This window comes from Rhodococcus huquni, from assembly GCF_055231055.1.
In genome coordinates, this window is the sequence record NZ_JBUYWE010000007.1 from 1 (window position 1) to 18,378 (window position 18,378).

Annotated in this window: 19 protein-coding genes; 2 read left to right on the forward strand and 17 right to left on the reverse strand. The window is 63.7% G+C overall.

Annotated features, from left to right (window positions below):
• Positions 1-761: 761 nt before the first annotated feature.
• On the reverse strand, positions 762-2,027 hold the full coding sequence (gene murA / locus ACZI8R_RS13970) for a UDP-N-acetylglucosamine 1-carboxyvinyltransferase (RefSeq protein WP_463380240.1): 1,266 nt from the start codon (positions 2,025-2,027) through the stop codon (positions 762-764).
• Positions 2,028-2,081: 54 nt separating this feature from the next.
• On the opposite strand from murA, the gene ACZI8R_RS13975 reads away from it, so the two are divergent.
• Entirely contained in the window at positions 2,082-2,657 is a 576-nt protein-coding gene (locus ACZI8R_RS13975) for a cob(I)yrinic acid a,c-diamide adenosyltransferase (RefSeq protein ID WP_463380241.1), read from the forward strand.
• A gap of 3 nt (positions 2,658-2,660) precedes the next feature.
• On the opposite strand, the gene ACZI8R_RS13980 is transcribed toward ACZI8R_RS13975, so the two are convergent.
• The 13 genes from ACZI8R_RS13980 to prmC all read right to left on the reverse strand — a co-directional run bounded on the left by ACZI8R_RS13980 (position 2,661) and on the right by prmC (position 13,878).
• Entirely contained in the window at positions 2,661-3,083 is a 423-nt protein-coding gene (locus ACZI8R_RS13980) for a DUF2550 domain-containing protein (RefSeq protein WP_463380445.1), read from the reverse strand.
• A gap of 46 nt (positions 3,084-3,129) precedes the next feature.
• Positions 3,130-3,498, reverse strand: a complete 369-nt coding sequence (locus ACZI8R_RS13985; RefSeq protein ID WP_463380242.1) for a F0F1 ATP synthase subunit epsilon — start codon at positions 3,496-3,498, stop codon at positions 3,130-3,132.
• Positions 3,499-3,504: 6 nt separating this feature from the next.
• Positions 3,505-4,956 carry a F0F1 ATP synthase subunit beta gene (gene atpD / locus ACZI8R_RS13990; RefSeq protein ID WP_463380243.1) on the reverse strand — a complete coding sequence of 484 codons (1,452 nt, stop codon included), beginning with the start codon at positions 4,954-4,956 and terminating at the stop codon, positions 3,505-3,507.
• A 3-nt stretch (positions 4,957-4,959) separates the two neighbouring features.
• Positions 4,960-5,940 (reverse strand): F0F1 ATP synthase subunit gamma, encoded by a 981-nt coding sequence (locus ACZI8R_RS13995; RefSeq protein WP_463380244.1) that lies wholly within the window; start codon positions 5,938-5,940, stop codon positions 4,960-4,962.
• A gap of 48 nt (positions 5,941-5,988) precedes the next feature.
• The gene (gene atpA, locus ACZI8R_RS14000; protein ID WP_463380245.1) at positions 5,989-7,632 is read right to left on the reverse strand and encodes a F0F1 ATP synthase subunit alpha; all 1,644 of its coding nucleotides are present in this window, start codon (positions 7,630-7,632) and stop codon (positions 5,989-5,991) included.
• Between the two features lie 60 nt (positions 7,633-7,692).
• Positions 7,693-8,511 (reverse strand): F0F1 ATP synthase subunit delta, encoded by an 819-nt coding sequence (locus ACZI8R_RS14005; RefSeq protein WP_463380446.1) that lies wholly within the window; start codon positions 8,509-8,511, stop codon positions 7,693-7,695.
• Between the two features lie 5 nt (positions 8,512-8,516).
• On the reverse strand, positions 8,517-9,077 hold the full coding sequence (locus ACZI8R_RS14010) for a F0F1 ATP synthase subunit B (RefSeq protein ID WP_463380246.1): 561 nt from the start codon (positions 9,075-9,077) through the stop codon (positions 8,517-8,519).
• 9 nt (positions 9,078-9,086) lie between these two features.
• A complete protein-coding gene (locus ACZI8R_RS14015; RefSeq protein WP_378580886.1) occupies positions 9,087-9,329 on the reverse strand; it encodes an ATP synthase F0 subunit C in 243 nt (80 codons plus the stop codon).
• A gap of 79 nt (positions 9,330-9,408) precedes the next feature.
• Complete coding sequence (gene atpB / locus ACZI8R_RS14020; RefSeq protein ID WP_463380247.1) at positions 9,409-10,233, reverse strand: F0F1 ATP synthase subunit A; 825 nt, start codon at positions 10,231-10,233, stop codon at positions 9,409-9,411.
• Between the two features lie 273 nt (positions 10,234-10,506).
• Positions 10,507-10,962, reverse strand: a complete 456-nt coding sequence (locus ACZI8R_RS14025) for a Cg1360 family ATP-synthase-associated protein (protein ID WP_463380248.1) — start codon at positions 10,960-10,962, stop codon at positions 10,507-10,509.
• Between the two features lie 43 nt (positions 10,963-11,005).
• Complete coding sequence (locus ACZI8R_RS14030) at positions 11,006-12,178, reverse strand: glycosyltransferase family 4 protein (protein ID WP_463380249.1); 1,173 nt, start codon at positions 12,176-12,178, stop codon at positions 11,006-11,008.
• Between the two features lie 90 nt (positions 12,179-12,268).
• Positions 12,269-12,937: an L-threonylcarbamoyladenylate synthase gene (locus ACZI8R_RS14035; RefSeq protein ID WP_463380250.1), complete on the reverse strand. Its 669-nt coding sequence runs from the start codon at positions 12,935-12,937 to the stop codon at positions 12,269-12,271.
• Positions 12,934-13,878, reverse strand: a complete 945-nt coding sequence (prmC, locus tag ACZI8R_RS14040) for a peptide chain release factor N(5)-glutamine methyltransferase (RefSeq protein ID WP_463380251.1) — start codon at positions 13,876-13,878, stop codon at positions 12,934-12,936. Before prmC ends, ACZI8R_RS14035 begins: the two co-directional genes overlap by 4 nt.
• 188 nt (positions 13,879-14,066) lie before the next feature.
• Here prmC and ACZI8R_RS14045 point away from each other — a divergent pair, with 188 nt between their 5' ends.
• Positions 14,067-14,528, forward strand: coding sequence for a hypothetical protein (locus ACZI8R_RS14045; RefSeq protein WP_463380252.1), 462 nt, complete (start codon positions 14,067-14,069; stop codon positions 14,526-14,528).
• Between the two features lie 14 nt (positions 14,529-14,542).
• Here the strand turns inward: ACZI8R_RS14045 and prfA are convergent, their stop codons facing one another.
• From prfA to rho, 3 genes are all read right to left on the reverse strand, one after another.
• The gene (gene prfA / locus ACZI8R_RS14050; protein ID WP_463380253.1) at positions 14,543-15,622 is read right to left on the reverse strand and encodes a peptide chain release factor 1; all 1,080 of its coding nucleotides are present in this window, start codon (positions 15,620-15,622) and stop codon (positions 14,543-14,545) included.
• 92 nt (positions 15,623-15,714) lie between these two features.
• Positions 15,715-15,945: a 50S ribosomal protein L31 gene (gene rpmE / locus ACZI8R_RS14055; RefSeq protein WP_463380254.1), complete on the reverse strand. Its 231-nt coding sequence runs from the start codon at positions 15,943-15,945 to the stop codon at positions 15,715-15,717.
• Between the two features lie 167 nt (positions 15,946-16,112).
• Positions 16,113-18,239 (reverse strand): transcription termination factor Rho, encoded by a 2,127-nt coding sequence (gene rho / locus ACZI8R_RS14060; protein ID WP_463380255.1) that lies wholly within the window; start codon positions 18,237-18,239, stop codon positions 16,113-16,115.
• Between the last annotated feature and the right edge of the window lie 139 nt (positions 18,240-18,378).

Here is an 18,378-nt window from a genome sequence, read left to right on the forward strand (position 1 = left end):
GCATGTGTTAAGCACGCCGCCAGCGTTCGTCCTGAGCCAGGATCAAACTCTCCGTTGAAGACTCTAGATTACGCAGCCGAAGCCACAAATCAGTCATAGACATCGAGTCAAATCACTAGCAAAAAAACTCAAACTAGCATAAAAACACTGACCCTCCTCCGACGGAAGAAGGAAAAGAGCCAGCAAATACCCACACCACACAACCAACCCCCCATAAAGAAGAGCCGGCACATATGATGCGGAGTACCAAAAAACATTTGGCACTGACATTCATCGACACACTGTTGAGTTCTCAAAGAACACGCGCATGCCCCCACACCAGAACCATGTTCCGGCGAATTGGAGCAACTTTTCCAGCCTAACCCAGCTTGGTCTCGGATGCAACATCCGACTCTTGGTGGGTAGACCTTCTAACTAGAGTTTGTCAGGCACTCCGTACGACCTCGTTGCCATGTCCTGAAGACCTGGTCGGCGTCCGTGTCGCTCTGACTTGAATTAAGTTACGCGACGAAGATCCCCACACCAAATCGCCAGGTCACGCACTCCCCTGCTCCCGTTCTCGCAGGTCACCACACCCTCCCGTGCCCGAGAATCGCCTCCCCGTCGCCCCATCTCCACTGTGACGCCCGACACTTACCGGCACGTACGGGTGCCTTCTCCGTTGGCATCGGCTTCTCACCTGCAGAAACGCGTCGATCCGCGTCGCAAGGTGCGCGACGCGGATCGACAAGACGACGTATGCGGTCTCCCCCGCACCCGATTCAGCTCTCGGAACTGCCGACTCGTTCGATGCGGCCGCCCAGCTGCTGAAGGATCTCCACGAACTGCGGGTAGCCACGGTCGATGTGATAGACGTCGTGCACTTCCGTCACGCCTTCCGCGACCAGGCCCGCAAGCACGAGACCGGCGCCGGCCCGAATGTCCGAAGACCACACCGGTGCGCTCGACAACTGGTTCACCCCGCGAATGACGGCATGGTGACCATCCGTCCGCGCATCCGCACCGAGCCGAATCATCTCCTCCACGAATCGGAAGCGAGCCTCGAAGACGTTCTCCGTGATCATCGACGTGCCATCGGCGATCGCGGCAAGTCCGATCGCCATCGGCTGAAGGTCTGTCGGGAATCCCGGGTAGGGCAACGTCGCGAAATTGACCGCAGTCGGGCGCGAGTCCTGGACGACTCGGAAGCCGTCGGACTCCGGCGTCACCTCCGCGCCGGCGCTTCGCAGCTTGTCCAGCACGAGGGACAGATGCTTGTGGTTCACCCCACGAACCCGAATATCGCCGTGGGTCATCGAGGCCGCTATCCCCCACGTCGCCGCCACGATGCGGTCACCGATCACGCGATGGGTGGTCGGTGACAACTTCTCGACTCCCTGAATGGTGAGTGTCGAAGTACCTGCCCCGGAGATCTTTGCGCCCATCTGAATCAACATCGCGCACAGGTCCACGATCTCGGGCTCACGTGCAGCGTTGTCGATGACAGTCTCGCCTTGTGCGAGGACCGCGGCCATCAGAATGTTCTCGGTGGCTCCGACAGAGGGAAATGCGAGACGGATGTTGGCACCACGGAGATCGTCCGCCTCGGCCACTACACAGCCGTGCTCGATCTCGCTGCGAGCCCCCAACAGTCGTAGTCCCGACTGATGCATGTCGAGTGGCCGGGATCCGATCGCGTCGCCGCCGGGGAGGGCGACCACCGCGCGACGACAACGAGCCACCAGCGGGCCAAGGACACACACGGAGGCCCTGAACTGCCGGACCGCCGCGAAATCCGCGTGGTACTTGGGATTCGCCGGAGTCGTGATGCGCACCATCGAGTCCTCCAACTCGACGTCACACCCGAGCCCTCGCAGCACATCCGCCATCAACGGCACATCCAGGATGTCCGGACAGTTGGTAACCACAGTGGTGCCCTCGGCGAGCAACGCGGCCGCCATCAGCTTCAGAACACTGTTCTTGGCGCCACCGACGGACACTTCACCTACGAGTCGGCTACCGCCGGTAACGAGAAAGCGCTCACTCACAACGCACAGCCTAGAGCTACCCGAGGCAGTACCGGTCGCCGGTACCGTAACGGTATGGCAGTCCACCTCACCAAGATCTATACCCGTACCGGCGACGACGGAACCACCGGACTCAGCGACTTCTCGCGTGTGTCGAAGAACGACCCGCGACTGGGTGCGTATGCGGACTGCGACGAGACCAACGCGGCGATCGGAACTGCGATCGCGCTGGGGCACCCACCGGCGGAATTGCGGGAGATTCTGCTGCAATTGCAGAACGATCTCTTCGATGCCGGCGCAGATCTGTCCACTCCGGTGGTGGAAGAACCGAAGTATCCCCCGCTACGCGTGACGCAGCCCTACATCGACCGGCTCGAGGGCTGGTGCGACGAGCTCAACACCAGGTTGGAGCCGTTGAACTCGTTCATTCTTCCCGGAGGGACGCCACTCGCTGCGCTGTTGCACGTGGCGCGAACCGTATCGCGTCGCGCCGAACGCTCGGCGTGGACGGCAGTCGAGGCAAACCCCGAGACCACGAACGTCCTGCCTGCCAAGTACCTCAACCGGCTGTCCGACCTGCTCTTCATCATGGGCCGCCTCGCCAATCCCGACGGAGACGTTCTCTGGACCCCGGGACGCGGAGGAGCCTGAGGCTCAGGATGGGCGGCCGCGCATCGAGCGGCCGGAGGGGCGCGACTCGATCCATGAGAGAAACGCGGTGAGAGCGCCACTGTCCAAGGCGATTTCGTACCGCTTTTCGCCGTCGATCACCGACAGAATCACGATCTCTTCGGTCATGATGTCGAACTCGGAACCGACAGGTGCACGCCTGGATTCGACCTCGATACCCTGACGCGAAATGCGTGAATCGGGACCGAGGCGCAGGCTCGAAAGTTTGAAGAAGACGAGGGTCGACTCGCCGTACCTGATCAGTCCGTGGCGCCAGCCGCTGTCCGCAACAGCGGGGCTCTCACGAAGAATTGCGGCCGTTCCACCCTTCCGGAGAACGACCAGACGATACAGAAAAGCCGCGACGGCGCCAGCGAGCAGCACAAGCAGAATGATCAACAACGTCATTCCGATTGTCACAGCTCGTGGCTCCGTCGCGGCTTCCCTCGGAGACCTATGCGCGCTCTACGGCACGGAGGCGTCCCTTGGCGGCCTCGACCGCCTCCGAATCCTCCGCAGAATCCGCTAGAACGGCCTTGGCCGCCTCTACGTCGATGTCCTCCACCAGGTCCGCGGACTCGGCGAGAACCGTGACTGTCGTTGCGGTCACGGAGAGGAACCCGCCGTGCACTGCAGCAACGACGCGCTCGCCGTCGGCGGACGTGATCGAGACCACGCCGCCTTCGACCAGCTGGCCGAGGACCGGCTCATGCCCGGGCATGACACCGATCTCGCCCTCTGTCGTCTGTGCACTGACGAGAGTCGCCGAACCCGACCACAACCGCCGCTCCACAGCGACGAGTTCTACGGTCATTTCAGCCATCGTGGACTACTTTCCGGCGATCTTCTTGGCAGCAGCCTCGACATCGTCGAGTCCACCGCAGCTGTTGAACGCCTGCTCGGGCAGGTGGTCGAACTCGCCCTTGCAGACGCGATCGAACGCCTCGATGGTGTCGCGCAGCGACACGACCGAGCCGACCTCACCGGTGAACTTCTCGGCGACGATGAAGTTCTGGCCCAGGAACTTCTGCAGACGACGTGCGCGGCCGACGAGGACCTTGTCCTCTTCCTGCAGCTCGTCCATACCGAGGATGGCGATGATGTCCTGCAGCTCCTTGTACTTCTGCAGGATGCGCTTCACCTCGTTGGCAACGCGGAAGTGCTCGGCACCGACGATGCCCGGCTCCAGGATGCGCGAAGTCGAGGTCAGCGGGTCCACAGCGGGGTAGATACCCATCTGCGAAATCGGACGCGAGAGCTCGGTGGTCGCATCGAGGTGCGCGAACGTCGTTGCCGGTGCGGGGTCGGTGTAGTCGTCGGCGGGCACGTAGATGGCCTGCAGCGACGTGATGGAGCGGCCTCGAGTCGAGGTGATTCGCTCCTGCAGCTCGCCCATCTCGTCTGCCAGCGTCGGCTGGTAGCCCACGGCCGAAGGCATACGACCCAGCAGGGTCGAAACCTCGGAACCTGCCTGCGTGAAACGGAAGATGTTGTCGATGAAGAGCAGCACGTCCTGGCCCTGCACATCGCGGAAGTACTCCGCCATGGTCAGTGCGGACAGAGCCACACGCATACGCGTTCCCGGCGGCTCGTCCATCTGACCGAAGACTAGGGCCGTGTCCTGAAGGACGCCCATCTCTTCCATCTCGAGGTGGAGGTCGGTGCCCTCACGCGTACGCTCACCGACACCCGCGAACACCGAGGTTCCGGAGAACTCACGGGCGATACGGGTGATCATCTCCTGGATCAGAACGGTCTTGCCGACACCGGCACCACCGAACAGGCCGATCTTTCCACCCTTGACGTACGGGGTGAGAAGGTCGATGACCTTGATACCGGTCTCGAGGATCTCGGTCTTGCCCTCGAGCTGGTCGAAGGCTGGTGGCTTCCGGTGAATGCCCCACTGCTCGCCGTCACGGCCGAGGCCGGGAGTGTCGAGGCAATCGCCCAGGGCGTTGAACACGTGGCCCTTGACGACGTCACCGACGGGAACCGAGATCGGCTTTCCGGTGTCGGTCACGACGTTGCCGCGGACGAGGCCGTCGGTCGGCTGCATGGAGACGGTGCGCACGAGGTTGTCACCGAGGTGCTGTGCAACCTCGAGTGTCAGCGTCTTGGCCACCGAGGACAGTGCGATCTCGGAATGGAGGGCGTTGAACAGCTCAGGAACAGCGCCACGCGGGAATTCAACGTCCACGACGGGACCGATGACCCGAACGACGCGACCGGCGACGGTCGAAGCCGAGCCTGCCCCGTTGTTTTCGGTTACTGCTGCGGTCATTGTTTAGTCACTTCCTGCGTTCGCGGCGAGCGCATCCACGCCACCGACGATCTCGCTGATTTCCTGGGTGATCTGGGCCTGGCGAGCCTGGTTGGCCTGACGGCTCAACGTGCTCGCCAATTCGTTTGCGTTGTCCGTCGCTGCCTTCATGGCAGTACGACGAGCAGCGGACTCCGACGCAGCAGCATCGAGCAGCGAGGAGTAGATACGAGTGCTGACGTACTTCGGCAGAAGTTCCCCGAGCAGCTTGTCCGGCTCGGGCTCGAAGTTGTAGCCCGCAACCGGATCGCTGCCGCCGTCGTTGTGTCCGTTCGCCAGCATGTCCTCACCGAGCTCGACATGCTCTTCGGACACCGACACCTCCAGCGGAGCCATCCGGCGAACCTCCGGCGTCTGCGTCAGCATCGACACGAACTTGGTGTAGACGATGTGAAGCTCGTCGACGCCCTCGATCGTGCCTTCGCCGTTCGCAGCCTCCACGTCGGTACCCGAACCGGCCATGAACAACTCGACGAGATGCCGGCTGGCCTTGGCAGCGTCCGAGTAGCCCGGCTCCTGCGAGAACCCGGTCCATGATCCACCGAGTGCACGACCCCGGAAGGTGTAGTACCCGAGCCCCTTGGAGCCGAGCACGTACACGATCGGGTCCTTGCCCTCACTGCGAAGAAGCTGGAGAAGCTCTTCTGCCTGCTTGAGGACGTTGGAGTTGTAACCGCCGCACATGCCGCGGTCGCTGGTCACGACCAGGACCGCAGCGCGGGTGGGGTTCTCCCGCTCGTTGAGCAGCGGGTGGTCGAGCGAGGACGAGGCGCTGGCCAGCTCGGAGAGCACCTTGGTGATCTCTTCTGCGTACGGCTTGGAAGCCGCGACGCGAGCCTGGGCCTTGGTGATGCGCGAAGTCGCGATCATCTCCTGCGCTTTGGTGATCTTCTTGGTCGAGTTGATCGACTTGATACGAGAACGCAGTTCGAGAATGTTCGCCATCGGTCACTCACTCTCCCTTCGTGTGTCGCAGTGTCATGGCCGGACCGCTCACTTGCTGACGGTCTTGCGCTTGACGCTGACCTGCTCGCGATCGACCTCTTCGGCACCGAGAGCGTCGGCATCGGCCTCGTTCACGACACGGCTTCCGTCGGATGCGAGGAAGCCTTCCTTGAACTTGTCCGTCGCGGCGTGCAGCGCGGACTTGTTCTCGTCGTCGAGCGCCTTGCCGCCCTTGATGCTGTCGTAGACACCCGAAGCGTTGCGGTGCAGGTCCTCGAGGAGCTCGGCCTCGAAGCGACGAACGTCGGCGACGGGGACGCTGTCGAACGCGCCGTCACCGGCGAGGTAGATCGACACGATCTGGTCCTCGACGGCCACCGGGGAGTACTGGTCCTGCTTGAGCAGCTCGACCCAACGGGCACCACGCTCGAGCTGAGCCTTCGAGGCGGCGTCCAGGTCGGAGGCGAAGGCGGAGAACGCCTCCAGCTCACGGAACTGAGCGAGCTCGAGACGCAGGGAGCCGGCGACCTTCTTCAGACCCTTGGTCTGTGCGGCACCACCGACACGGGAGACCGAGATACCGACGTTGATGGCGGGACGAACACCCTTGTTGAAGAGGTCCGACTCGAGGAACACCTGACCGTCGGTGATGGAGATGACGTTGGTCGGGATGAAGGCCGAGACGTCGTTGGCCTTGGTCTCGATGATCGGCAGACCGGTCATCGAACCACCGCCGAGCTCGTCGGACAGCTTCGCGCAACGCTCCAGCAGACGGGAGTGCAGGTAGAAGACGTCACCGGGGTAAGCCTCACGTCCCGGCGGACGACGCAGCAGCAGCGAGATCGTACGGTAGGCCTCGGCCTGCTTGGTGAGGTCGTCGAACACGATCAGAACGTGCTTGCCCTCGTACATCCAGTGCTGGCCGATGGCCGAGCCGGTGTACGGAGCGAGCCACTTGAAGCCGGCCGAATCGGATGCCGGTGCGGCGACGATGGTGGTGTATTCCATCGCGCCCTTCTCCTCGAGCGCAGACTTGACGCCTGCGATGGTGGAGCCCTTCTGGCCGATTGCGACGTAGATGCAACGGACCTGCTGATCCGGGTCGCCGGTCTCCCAGTTCGCCTTCTGGTTCAGGATCGCGTCGATGCAGACCGCGGTCTTGCCGGTCTTACGGTCACCGATGACCAGCTGACGCTGTCCACGGCCGATGGCCGTCATCGCGTCGATGGCCTTGATGCCCGTTGCGAGGGACTCCTCGACCGGCTGGCGCTCGAGGACCGAAGCGGCCTGGAGCTCGAGAACGCGGTTCTCGCTGCTCTCGATGTCGCCGAGGCCGTCGATGGCCTGACCGAGCGGGTTGACCACGCGGCCGAGGAAGTTGTCGCCGACCGGAACCGAGAGCACGTCGCCCGTGCGCTTGACTTCCTGGCCTTCCTGGATGTCCTGGTAGTCACCCAAGATGACGGCACCGATTTCGGTGGCGTCGAGGTTGAGGGCAACGCCGAGCACACCGCCGGGGAACTCCAGCAACTCGTTGGCCATAGCCGAAGGCAGGCCACTGACGTGCGCGATGCCGTCACTGGTGTCGGTTACAACGCCGACCTCTTCGCGGGAGGCCTCCGGGGAGTAGCTCGCGGTGTAGTTGTCGATCGCGCTACGGATCTCGTCGGAGGAGATCGTCAGCTCCGCCATGTTTTTCCTGCTCTCGGTATCTGGTCTTCGGAAAGATCTGGAGTAATTGTTCGGCGTGGACTACTTGAAGGACTTCCGGAGTGCCGCGAGTCGCCCCGCTGCGCTTCCGTCGATCACTTCGTCGCCCACTCGGACGACCAAGCCGCTGAGGAGTTCGGGATCGACCTCCACGTGGACCGTCACCGGCTTCCCGTAAGTACGGGTGAGGGTGGCGGCCAGCCGATCCGCCTGCTCGGCAGTCAACGCGGAGGCGCTGCGCACCTTCGCGACCACTGCATCCCGCTGCTCGGCCGCAAGCGTCGAAAGCTCGTCGAAGGCATCCGCGGGTGCGGACTTCTTCAGACGGCCGACGGCCTGCACGGCCAGAGCTTCGGTGACTGCGGTGACTTTGCCGTACAGCAGCTTGGCGAGAAGCTCACGCTTCCCCTTCGCCGGTACCGAACGGTCGGACAGTGCCTGCTCGAGGCTCGAGTCACCAGCCACGATGCGGCCGAGACGAAAGAGTTCGTCCTCCACCGTATCGAGCTGTCCCTGGTCGGCAGCCGCCTTGAGCAGCGACTCCCGTCCGAGGCGTACGAGCGAGTTGAGCAGATCGGACGTGGTCGACCAGTCCTCGGCGACCGCGGCCTTGACTGCGGAGAGTGCCGCGTCGGACACCTTTCCGCTGAAAACCTGCTCGGCCAGGCCCTCGCGAGCGGCTCCGGACGTCGAGCTGTCCGACAGCGCACTCCGCAGGTTGCGCTGAACGTCGAGCGTCTCGACGACCGAGAACAGATCTGCTCCGGCCTGGGCGAAGGCCGCGGTGCCCGGGACGGATCCCAGGGCCGCAGACAACGCAGAACGCGTCTGCGCCAATGCTTCACGGCTCGCTGCGTACATGGTGCTCACTTCCCTGCTGCGGATTTTGCGCCGATGGAGTCGAGCTCGTTCAGGAAGCGGTCGACCGTGCCGGCCCGCTTCACGTCGTCGGCGAGGGACTCCCCGACGATGCGCTCTGCGAGATCCACCGAGGTGCGTCCCATATCGCCACGAAGTTCCGTGACGATCTGCTGACGCTGTGCCGCGAGCTGTGTGCTGCCCGACGCCACGATCCGGTCGCTCTCTTCTTGAGCCTGTGTCTTCATCTCGTCGATGATCTGCTGGCCCTGGGTGCGCGCATCCTCGCGGATCTGCGCAGCCTCGGTACGAGCTTCGGCGAGCTGGGCCCGGTACTGCTCGAGCGCTTCCTTCGCCTCGGCTTGAGCCTCTTCGGCTCGCTTGATGCCGCCGTCGATCTGCTCGGTGCGCTCGGCGAGGACCTTCTGGAACATCGGAAGTACGTACTTCCAGAAGACGAAGCCGACGACCAGCAGGCAAACGATCGACCATACGATGTCGTACGTCGCGGGGACGAGAGGATTGTGGTCCTCCCCTTCTGCCGCGAGAAGTGCGATGTTGGCTGCCATGTCGGTGTCTTAGAAAATGAAGCCGGCGACGAGGCCGATCAGCGCGAGGGCCTCGGTGAATGCAATACCGAGGAACATCGTGGTGCGGACCTGTCCGGCCATCTCGGGCTGGCGAACCATTCCTTCGATCGCCTTACCGACGACGATGCCCACGCCGATGCCGGGACCGATCGCGGCGAGGCCGTAGCCGATGGCGCCGAAACCCTTGGAGGTGGTCTCGGTGGCTTCCTGCGCAAGGTAAGCGAGGCTCATGGTGTTCCGTTCCCTTTCTGTTGACCTACGCCGGATTCGACGTGAGGCTCAGTTCTTGGTCTAGCTGGTCGTGTGTTGGTCAGTGCTCGTCTGCGTGCAGCGCAAGGTCGATGTAGACCGAGGTCAGCAGCGCGAAGACGTATGCCTGCAGGAAGATCACCAGAAGTTCGAAGAACGTGAAGGCGATACCGGCTGCGAGCGACGCCACTCCGAAGACGGCCTGGAAGCCGCCGGAGACGAAGAAGAAGTACTGAGTGGCACTGAAGAACAGCACCAGCAGGATGTGGCCGGCCAGCATGTTGGCCATGAGACGAACCATGAGCGTGAACGGCCGCAGGATGAAGGTCGAGATGAACTCGATCGGGATGAGCAGGAAGTGCAGCGGCAAGGGCACGCCGGGAACCACGATGCTGCTCTTCACGTACTTGAAGAAGCCGTACTTCTTGATGCCCACGTAGTTGAACACGATGTACGCGAGCACGGCGAGCACCAGAGGCATGCCGATACGGGCGTTGGGCGAAATATTCAAGAAGGGGATGACGCTACCCAGGTTGCTCGCGAGCACCAGGAAGAAGATCGTGGTGATCACCGGCAGGAAGCGCTTGCCCTGCTCTTTACCGAGAATTTCTTCTGCGATGTTGATGCGAACGAAGTCGAGGGCAATCTCACCGACGTTCTGCAGTCCGCGCGGAACGATCTTGGGGCTTCGCAGCGCGATCGCGAAGAATGCGACCACCACCACCGACAGCAGGATGCGAATCAGCATCAGCCGGTCGAGTTCGAATGGGCTACCTTCGAACAGCACCGCGGGCGGGTAAAAATCGTCTAGTGACGGCGGATGGAATTCCTCCGCGGCCATGAAGGTGACGCTCAGCGGTCTCTCCCGTAGTCGGTCCCCAGCCATCGTTGACTGCGGTTCGATCGGACATTGACGATCAATCAAGTCGACAAGATTCGACTCGCGTATTCGTCAGCAGCTGCGAACCGGATAAGTTCCCGCGTCTGTCGGTGTCGGCGACCCTCGTCGACTCGGCAGCACCGTGTAGGTGCTACCTACGAGTAGCGAGTGACTGAACAGCCACATTGCTCTCGCTTGACCGGAACCTTATCAAGACACCTACGACGTCGTGTAGACGGGGTCCGGTCGGATTCAATTTTACTACAACTCGTAGTACTACTACGAATCGGCTTCCTGGTCGCCCTGCGGTTCGACGTAGGGAACCTTCGTACCCAACACGCCGTACGTCTCGGCACCCAGAACGATGATGAGTGAGAACACCATCACCAGCACGAGCGACATCTTGTCGTAGAAGTCGAGTGGCTTGAGAATCGCCAGCACCGTGATCGCCAGAATCATCTTGAGCAACCAGGTACCGAGTATCACCGCACCGGCCGTCGTCGCGGGCAATTTCGCCGTGAACAGGACACCGAGCGCGGTGCAGAGAACGAATCCGCCACCCACTGCGGCACCGAGCAGCGCACCGTACAGACCAGGCGTGCCGGCGACGAGAGTTGCCACGATCGCCCCGACCACGGCCAGAGCCAGCATCCCGAGAACGCCGTAACGCACCCCCGACCGCAGAGCGGCTGTCGAGTCGGGAACGGGCTGCGAGGTGGAAGTCACGGTAGCCAAGGGTAGTGGATGCGCGAGGTGGGTCGAGAACGCGCCGCTTCTGTCATCGATCGTGCTGTTGCTTACGAAACGACGGAACAGCGGTCACGACGAGCGCGAACACCAAGCCGGCCGCAGCGAGCAACACGACCACCCGCCGGTCGAACAGAGCCGACCCGACCGCGCCGAACGCGAGGACACCGACCCACAAGTAGATCAAGAGGACGACCCGACGATGCGAGTGGCCGATCTGCAACAACCGGTGGTGAAGGTGCATCTTGTCCGGGCTGAACGGGCTCACACCCGCCCGCGTCCGACGGACGACGGCCAGCAACAAGTCGAGGATGGGAATGAACATGACCGCTCCCACCAGAAGCAACGGCGACAACAGGCCGAGCAGATCCCGGGTGCCGTAGGCAGTCAACGGAATACGACCGGACGCACTCGTCGAGACTGCGGCAAGCATCAATCCGATCAGCATCGACCCGGAATCACCCATGAAGATTCGGGCCGGCTGGAAGTTGTGTGGCAGGAACCCGAGACAGGCACCGGCCAGCGCGGCCGCGATCAAGGCCGGCGGGTACGCGCTGACGTCTCCCCCTTGGTCGTAAAGGAGGCCGACCGAGAAGGCACAGATGGCAAGGGAGGAGATCAGGCCGAGGCCGGCGGCGAGACCGTCCAACCCGTCCACGAAGTTCATCGCGTTGATCGTGACCACGGCCACCCCGACCGTCATCAGACCGGCCTGCAACTGATCGAGAATCACGGTCGTGTCGCCGAGTGGAACGTAGATGATGAACCAACTGACGCCCATCACGACGAGGATCCCGGCTGCCGTCACCTGGCCCACGAACTTGGTGAGCGCATCGAGACCCCACCGGTCGTCCACCACCCCGACCAGAACGATCACCAGGCCCGCCACGAGCGCCGCCGGAATGTCCTGGGTGAACTCGAAGCCTCTTGCGAGGGCCGGCAGTTGCTGCGCGAACAGCAGCGCCGCCAGCATCCCCAGGTACATACCTATGCCACCGAGTCTCGGTGTCGGCGTCACGTGAACGTCGCGATCCCTCGGTATGGCCACTGCCCCGAACTTCAACGCGAAGATGCGCACAGTCCCGGTCGCAAGGTACGTGACCACTGCCGCAGTGAAGAGCACGAGCAGGAGTTCACGTAGGGGAACACCCGCTCCCCCACTCGATTGAGCCAGCACGAGGCTCGCCGATTGCGCTTCGATCACCTCGAAGACGCTACCGGTGCGGGTGCGGGGCGGTGTCGCACGACACCGCTAAGGGTTCGTCGAACGGGTGTGCATACTCGCGAGGACCGCTCATGCGGGAACGTCGCCTTCCACGAGGCTCTCGGCCGTCACGCCGAGGACATCGGCAACGTCGCCCGTCCCGATCGCACCGGCCCGCAACACACGCGGTCGGTCACCGGTGAGGTCGACGATCGTGGATGCCGTCGCCTTCTCCGCCGGACCACCGTCGAGGTACACGCTGACCGATCCGCCGAGCTGTTCGCGGGCCTCGGCGACCGTGGTGGCCGGCGGCCGACCCGATACGTTGGCACTGGAAACAGCCATGGGCCCGACATCGCGCAGCAACTCCAGAGCGACCGGATGCAGCGGCATCCGCAGCATCACGGTTCCGCGGGTGTCACCCAGGTCCCAAGCGAGAGAGGGAGCTTGCTCGACGACCAGGCTCAGCCCGCCCGGCCAGAACGCCCTGATCAAGTCGCGAGCCTGCGGCCGAACGCTGTACACGAGGCCGTCGATCGTGTTCCACGAGCCGACCAGGACCGGAACCGGCATATCCCGACCGCGCCCCTTGGCGCGCAACAGACTTGCGACCGCATCACCGTCGAAGGCGCCCGCACCGATGCCGTAGAGGGTGTCGGTGGGTAGTACGACCAGCCGACCCGCCTCGAGCGAGTTCTTGGCGGCGGACAAACCTGCCGTTCGAGAATCGGGACTGCCACAGTCGTAAACGGTGCTCACGACTCCATCCTTTCACCCTCGACGTGCGAGCCCTCCGCGTGTGCCTCTCCCCGCTGCGCTTCCACATCGGTAGCGATGCGCTTGGCCACGACGAACCGGGGCTTGCCCGCCAGATCCGGATGCTCTGCCACATCGCCGAACACGCGCCGCGCAGAGAACAGGGCAGCGACGCCGGAGCCGTTGCTGTCGTCGTGTTCCACACCGACGGCACCCCCGATTCGCAACCACCTGGCAACATTGACGATCATCGGTTTGATGACGGAGAGGCCGTCCTCGCCGCCGAACAGAGCGGTGTGCGGATCGTGGTCGGCAACCTCGGGTTCGAGCACGGCGCCGTCCGGAATGTACGGCGGATTCGCCACGATCAGATCCACACCACCTTCGAGGCTCGCCAACAACGTGCGGTCGGTGACGTCGCCCTGGTGCAGATGAATCGGAGTGTCCCCAGCGTCTTCGCGCGCCCCGGCATTTCGACGCGCCCACGCCAGTGCGTGCGGTTCCTTCTCCACCGCATGAACCACCGCGTCAGGGCGCGCCTGCGCGATCGCGAGTGCGAGCGCCCCGGTGCCCGTGCACAGATCTAGAACGACGGGCGGGCGCTGATCGCACGTGCCGAGGAAGGCCAACGCCCAAGCCAACAGCAACTCCGTCTCGGGGCGCGGAACGAAGACTCCCGGCCCCACCTCCACGTCGATGTTGCCCATCGCCGCAGTTCCGAGAATGTATTGGAGGGGCACGCGCTCGGCCCGCTTGGCCACCATCACCCGGTAGGCGTCGATCACCGACTCGTCGACCAGCGGGGTCAGCCCCAACCGGGTGCGTTCGATACCGAGGAGATGCGCAGCGAGAAGTTCGGCGTCGATACGGGCATTACGAACACCTGCAGCCTCGAGCTGCTCGGATGCCTCGATCAGAGCGAGGCGAAGAGGTTGGCGGCTCACGTGTACAGCCTGCCACGTCGCCCGCGTTGGCCACGAGCGACCGTCCGGGGTCCGCGAATCCCGGATGAATCGGACATTTCGAGTCGGCAACGAGTCTGGGCGAATCGGACGCAACGGGCCGCCGAAGTCGCTAGCGTGCGGCGTGTACACGGGGCCACGTGCCCGACACGATTCAGGAGGTTCGTCAGATGTCGAAGATCCGAACGGTACGTAGATCCGGGGCCGTGGTCGCAATTGCCGCAGCGGCAGCATTGGGCGTCCCGGCACTGGCAACCGCCGAGCCTTTCGAGGTCCAGCCGAACCCGCTCGGCTGCGCCGACGGCATGGGACAGGTATTGGGCGTCACCCACAACGAACAGGATGTGGTCCCGTTCGACCAGCAGTATTACGCCATCGGTGAGGACGGCGGCGGGGCCGGAGCCCACGTCAACTGGCTCAACCTCAACACGTTCCAGGGCGGTGGGGTTCCGGTGAACCCCGCACCGTTCGTCGGAGAGTCGTCCATTCCACAGGCCCTCGGAGTCACCGGTCCGGGGCAGGTTCTGAGCGTGGTGCACGGCGCGTACATGAACGCGAAGGGGCAGACCTGCTTCCTGTTCCCGGGCTGGGATTTCGCGGACGTGCCGCCGGCCCCGCCGGAAGCTGAGTAACCGGTCCTACCCACTCACTCGGCGGCGAGCCGCGCCTCTCGATCGGACTTTCCGAGCGCATCGAGCAGGGCGTCCAGCTCGCCGTCGAGTACTGCGTCGAGGTTGTGGGACTTGAACCCGATCCGGTGGTCCGCGATGCGGTTCTCGGGGAAGTTGTAGGTGCGAATGCGCTCCGAGCGGTCGACCGTGCGTATCTGACTCTGTCGGCCGGCCGAAGCTTCCGCCTCGGCTTCCTCTTCGGCTGCCGCCTGCAAACGGGCGGCCAGCACCTGCATGGCACGCGCCTTGTTCTGGAGCTGCGAACGCTCGTTCTGGCAGGTCACCACGATTCCGGTCGGAAGGTGGGTGATACGTACCGCCGAGTCGGTCGTGTTGACGCCCTGCCCACCTTTGCCCGACGAACGGTAGACGTCGATCCGAAGATCCGATTCGTCGATCTGGACCTCTTCGACTTCCTCCGGTTCCGGGTAGATCAACACGCCCGCGGCAGAAGTGTGCACACGTCCCTGTGATTCGGTCACCGGAACGCGCTGCACCCGGTGCACGCCGCCTTCGAACTTGAGGCGCGACCACACTCCGTCGCGAGCGTCCCCCTTCGATTTGATCGACAGCGTCGCCTCTTTGTACCCACCGAGATCCGACACGGTGGCGTCGAGGATCTCGACTCGCCAACCGTGCCGTTCGGCGTAGCGCACGTACATCCGAGCGAGGTCGGACGCGAACAGCGCCGATTCTTCGCCGCCCTCCCCCGACTTCACTTCGAGCACCACATCGTCCGCATCGTGCGGATCCCGAGGTGCGAGTAGGTCGGTGAGGGTCTTGTCGAGCTCTTCGACCTGCTGCTCGAGCTCAGGGATCTCGGCGGCGAAGCTCGAATCGTCGTCGGCAAGCTCACGCGCCGCAGCGACGTCGTCCTGCGCGGCCTTCAGCTTCTGATAGGTAGCCATTATCGGTGCGAGCTCGGCGAACCGTTTACCGGCCTTACGCGCGGCCGAAGCATCGTTGTGCAGGGCAGGATCGGCCAGCTGCTGTTCGAGGCCGGCATGCTCCGACAGGATGTCGTCGATGGCCGAGGGCTGGGACATCCCTGCCATGTTTAGCTCCGCTCTGCGCGTAAGTCGGTTACGGACACAAAAAAACCGACGCCCGACCTGCGATCATCGCAGGTCGGGCGTCGGCAGAACAGCTAGGACTTGTCTGCACCCTTGGCAGCACGCTTGCCGTAGCGAGCCTCGAACCGAGCAACGCGTCCACCGGTGTCGAGAATCTTCTGCTTGCCGGTGTAGAACGGGTGGCACTGCGAGCAGACCTCGACGTTGAAACGCCCGGTCTCCTTGGTGCTACGAGTCTCGAAAGTGTTTCCGCAACCGCAGACGACGGTGGTCGCCACGTAGTCGGGGTGGATGCCTTGCTTCATGGTGTGTCCCTTTCAATGGTCGCCGGGTCGACTTCGCCGTTCGAAGCCGTGAACCGGAACCGGAATATGGCCGCCAAGTATGCCAGATCGGGCATCTGCGATCCCAATCGGCAACTCGGCTCACCGGCGTGTTCAACACAGCGGTGAGCCGAGTAATTCCCGGCAGGTCAGTCGTCGATCGCCCCGGGGGCGGTCTTCGACACCTGCATGAGGAATTCGAGGTTGTTCTTGCTCTTCTTCAGCCGGTCGATCAGGAGGTCGATGGCCTGATGCGAGTCGAGACCGGACAGCACCCGTCGCAGCTTGTGCAGTACGGCTGCCTCGTCGGGGTTGAGCAACAGCTCGTCCTTACGCGTGCCCGAGGGGTTGACGTCGACCGCCGGGAACACGCGCCGCTCGGCGATCTTGCGATCGAGCTTGAGCTCGGCGTTACCGGTGCCCTTGAACTCCTCGAAGATCACGGTGTCACCGGTCGACCCGGTCTCGACCATTGCGGTGGCGATGATCGTGAGCGAACCACCGTTCTCGATGTTGCGCGCGGCGCCGAGGAAACGCTTCGGCGGGTACAGCGCCGTGGAGTCGACACCGCCGGACAGGATTCGACCGGAGGCCGGCGACGAGTTGTTGTACGCACGACCCAGACGCGTGATCGAGTCGAGAAGGACGACGACGTCCTTACCCGCCTCCACCAGACGCTTGGCACGCTCGATCGCCAACTCGGCAACCGACGTGTGGTCTCCCGGCGGGCGGTCGAAGGTGGAGGAGATGACCTCGCCCTTCACCGAGCGCTGCATGTCGGTGACTTCTTCGGGACGCTCGTCGACGAGTACGACCATGAGGTAGCACTCGGGGTTGTTGATGGCGATCGCGTTCGCAATTGCCTGCAGCACACTCGTCTTACCGGCCTTGGGCGGGCTGACGATGAGCGCACGCTGGCCCTTGCCGATCGGCATCACGAGATCGATGACGCGCGTCGTGAGAATGTTCTGCTCGGTCTCGAGGCGCAGGCGCTGGTTCGGGTACAGCGGGGTCAGCTTGCCGAAATCGGGGCGCTTCTTCGCGGTCTCGATGTCACCGCCGTTGACGGTGTCGATACGCACCAAGGGGTTGAACTTCTGGCGCTGGTTGCCGCCGGACTGATCACCTTCACGGCCGACTCGCACGGCACCGGTGATCGCATCACCACGACGGAGACCGTTCTTGCGAATCAGGTTCATCGACACGTACACGTCGCTCGGACCTGCGAGGTAACCCGACGTGCGGACGAACGCATAGTTGTCCAGGACGTCCAGAATGCCGGCGACGGGCTGCAGAACGTCGTCCTCGCGAATCTCGGTGTCGCGATTGTCTCCGTCGCCGCCACGATCACGGTCTCGTCCACGGCGACGCTCACGGACCCGGCGACCCCGACGGCCGCGGCCGCCTTCCTGGTCGTCGTCGTTTCCACGGCCGTCACGCGGACCGTTGTTTCCGCCCTGGTTGCCCTGGTTGCGGCCACGGTTGTCACCCTGGTTGCGGTCCTGACCCTCGCGGTCCTGGTTGCCGCCACGCTCTTGGTTGCCGGCACGGTCCTGGTTGCCGCCACGGTCCCGGTTGTCACCGCGATCGCGTCGACCCCGGTTGTCGCCCTGGTCACCGTCTTGCTTGTTCTGATCCTGCTTGTTCTGATTCGGCTTGCCCGACTGATCGTTGCCGCCGGACTGATCGTTGCCGCCGGACTGCTTGGAACCCGATTGCCGATCCTGATCGCCCTGGGCGCTTTCGCCGGACTGCTCACCCTGGTCGGGGCCGCCTCGACGCGATCCCCCACGACGACGTCCACGACGGGACCCGTCCTGGTCGCCGTCCGGCCCCTGCTGCGACGGGCCATTGCCCTGTTCGCCCGAAGCGGGTTCGGTCGTCTTCTGCGCGACCGACGCGTTCGCGTCCTTGGCGGCATCCTCGGTCGCCGTTCCGCCGGCGTCGGCCGGTGCGGCCTGATTTCGCCGCGACGGCTGGCGCGTGGGCGCGGCGCTCTCGGGCACAGATGCGGCGGGCGCCGCGGCACCACCCTGACGCTCCTTGATGGCGGCGATCAGATCGCCCTTGCGAAGCCCGGAGGTGCCTTTGATACCCAGTTCACCGGCGAGAGCCCGGAGTTCGGTCAACACCATTCCGGAGAGTCCGGTTCCACGACGAGACTCGGCGCGCTTGCTCGAAGCATCGTTGGAAGTTGAAGAATCGCCGCTCTCTGCAGTGGGGGCACCCGTCGCGGATGCCGGCGTGGAGGTGGCGATGAGGTCCGTATCGGTCACGGAGGTCCTTTCCTTCCCTCGCTCGCGCTGCGCTGAGCCGAGGGTTCGTCCCGCAATTCAGTTGAGGTCTGAACTCGGATGTGCCGTACGTAGTTGCCTGTCGAAAACTGTCGGCTGCCCGCCATCACGACACCTTCGA

Coding starts and splice junctions, on each gene's coding strand:
- ACZI8R_RS14045 (WP_463380252.1), top strand. CDS start 14,067: ATGTCGAAGATCCGAACGGTACGTAGATCCGGGGCCGTGGTCGCAATT.
- ACZI8R_RS13985 (WP_463380242.1), bottom strand. CDS start 3,498: ATGGCTGAAATGACCGTAGAACTCGTCGCTGTGGAGCGGCGGTTGTGG.
- atpB (WP_463380247.1), bottom strand. CDS start 10,233: ATGGCTGGGGACCGACTACGGGAGAGACCGCTGAGCGTCACCTTCATG.
- ACZI8R_RS14015 (WP_378580886.1), bottom strand. CDS start 9,329: ATGAGCCTCGCTTACCTTGCGCAGGAAGCCACCGAGACCACCTCCAAG.
- ACZI8R_RS13995 (WP_463380244.1), bottom strand. CDS start 5,940: ATGGCGAACATTCTCGAACTGCGTTCTCGTATCAAGTCGATCAACTCG.
- ACZI8R_RS14005 (WP_463380446.1), bottom strand. CDS start 8,511: ATGTACGCAGCGAGCCGTGAAGCATTGGCGCAGACGCGTTCTGCGTTG.
- atpD (WP_463380243.1), bottom strand. CDS start 4,956: ATGACCGCAGCAGTAACCGAAAACAACGGGGCAGGCTCGGCTTCGACC.
- prfA (WP_463380253.1), bottom strand. CDS start 15,622: ATGGCAGGGATGTCCCAGCCCTCGGCCATCGACGACATCCTGTCGGAG.
- atpA (WP_463380245.1), bottom strand. CDS start 7,632: ATGGCGGAGCTGACGATCTCCTCCGACGAGATCCGTAGCGCGATCGAC.
- ACZI8R_RS13975 (WP_463380241.1), top strand. CDS start 2,082: ATGGCAGTCCACCTCACCAAGATCTATACCCGTACCGGCGACGACGGA.
- rpmE (WP_463380254.1), bottom strand. CDS start 15,945: ATGAAGCAAGGCATCCACCCCGACTACGTGGCGACCACCGTCGTCTGC.
- ACZI8R_RS13980 (WP_463380445.1), bottom strand. CDS start 3,083: ATGACGTTGTTGATCATTCTGCTTGTGCTGCTCGCTGGCGCCGTCGCG.
- ACZI8R_RS14010 (WP_463380246.1), bottom strand. CDS start 9,077: ATGGCAGCCAACATCGCACTTCTCGCGGCAGAAGGGGAGGACCACAAT.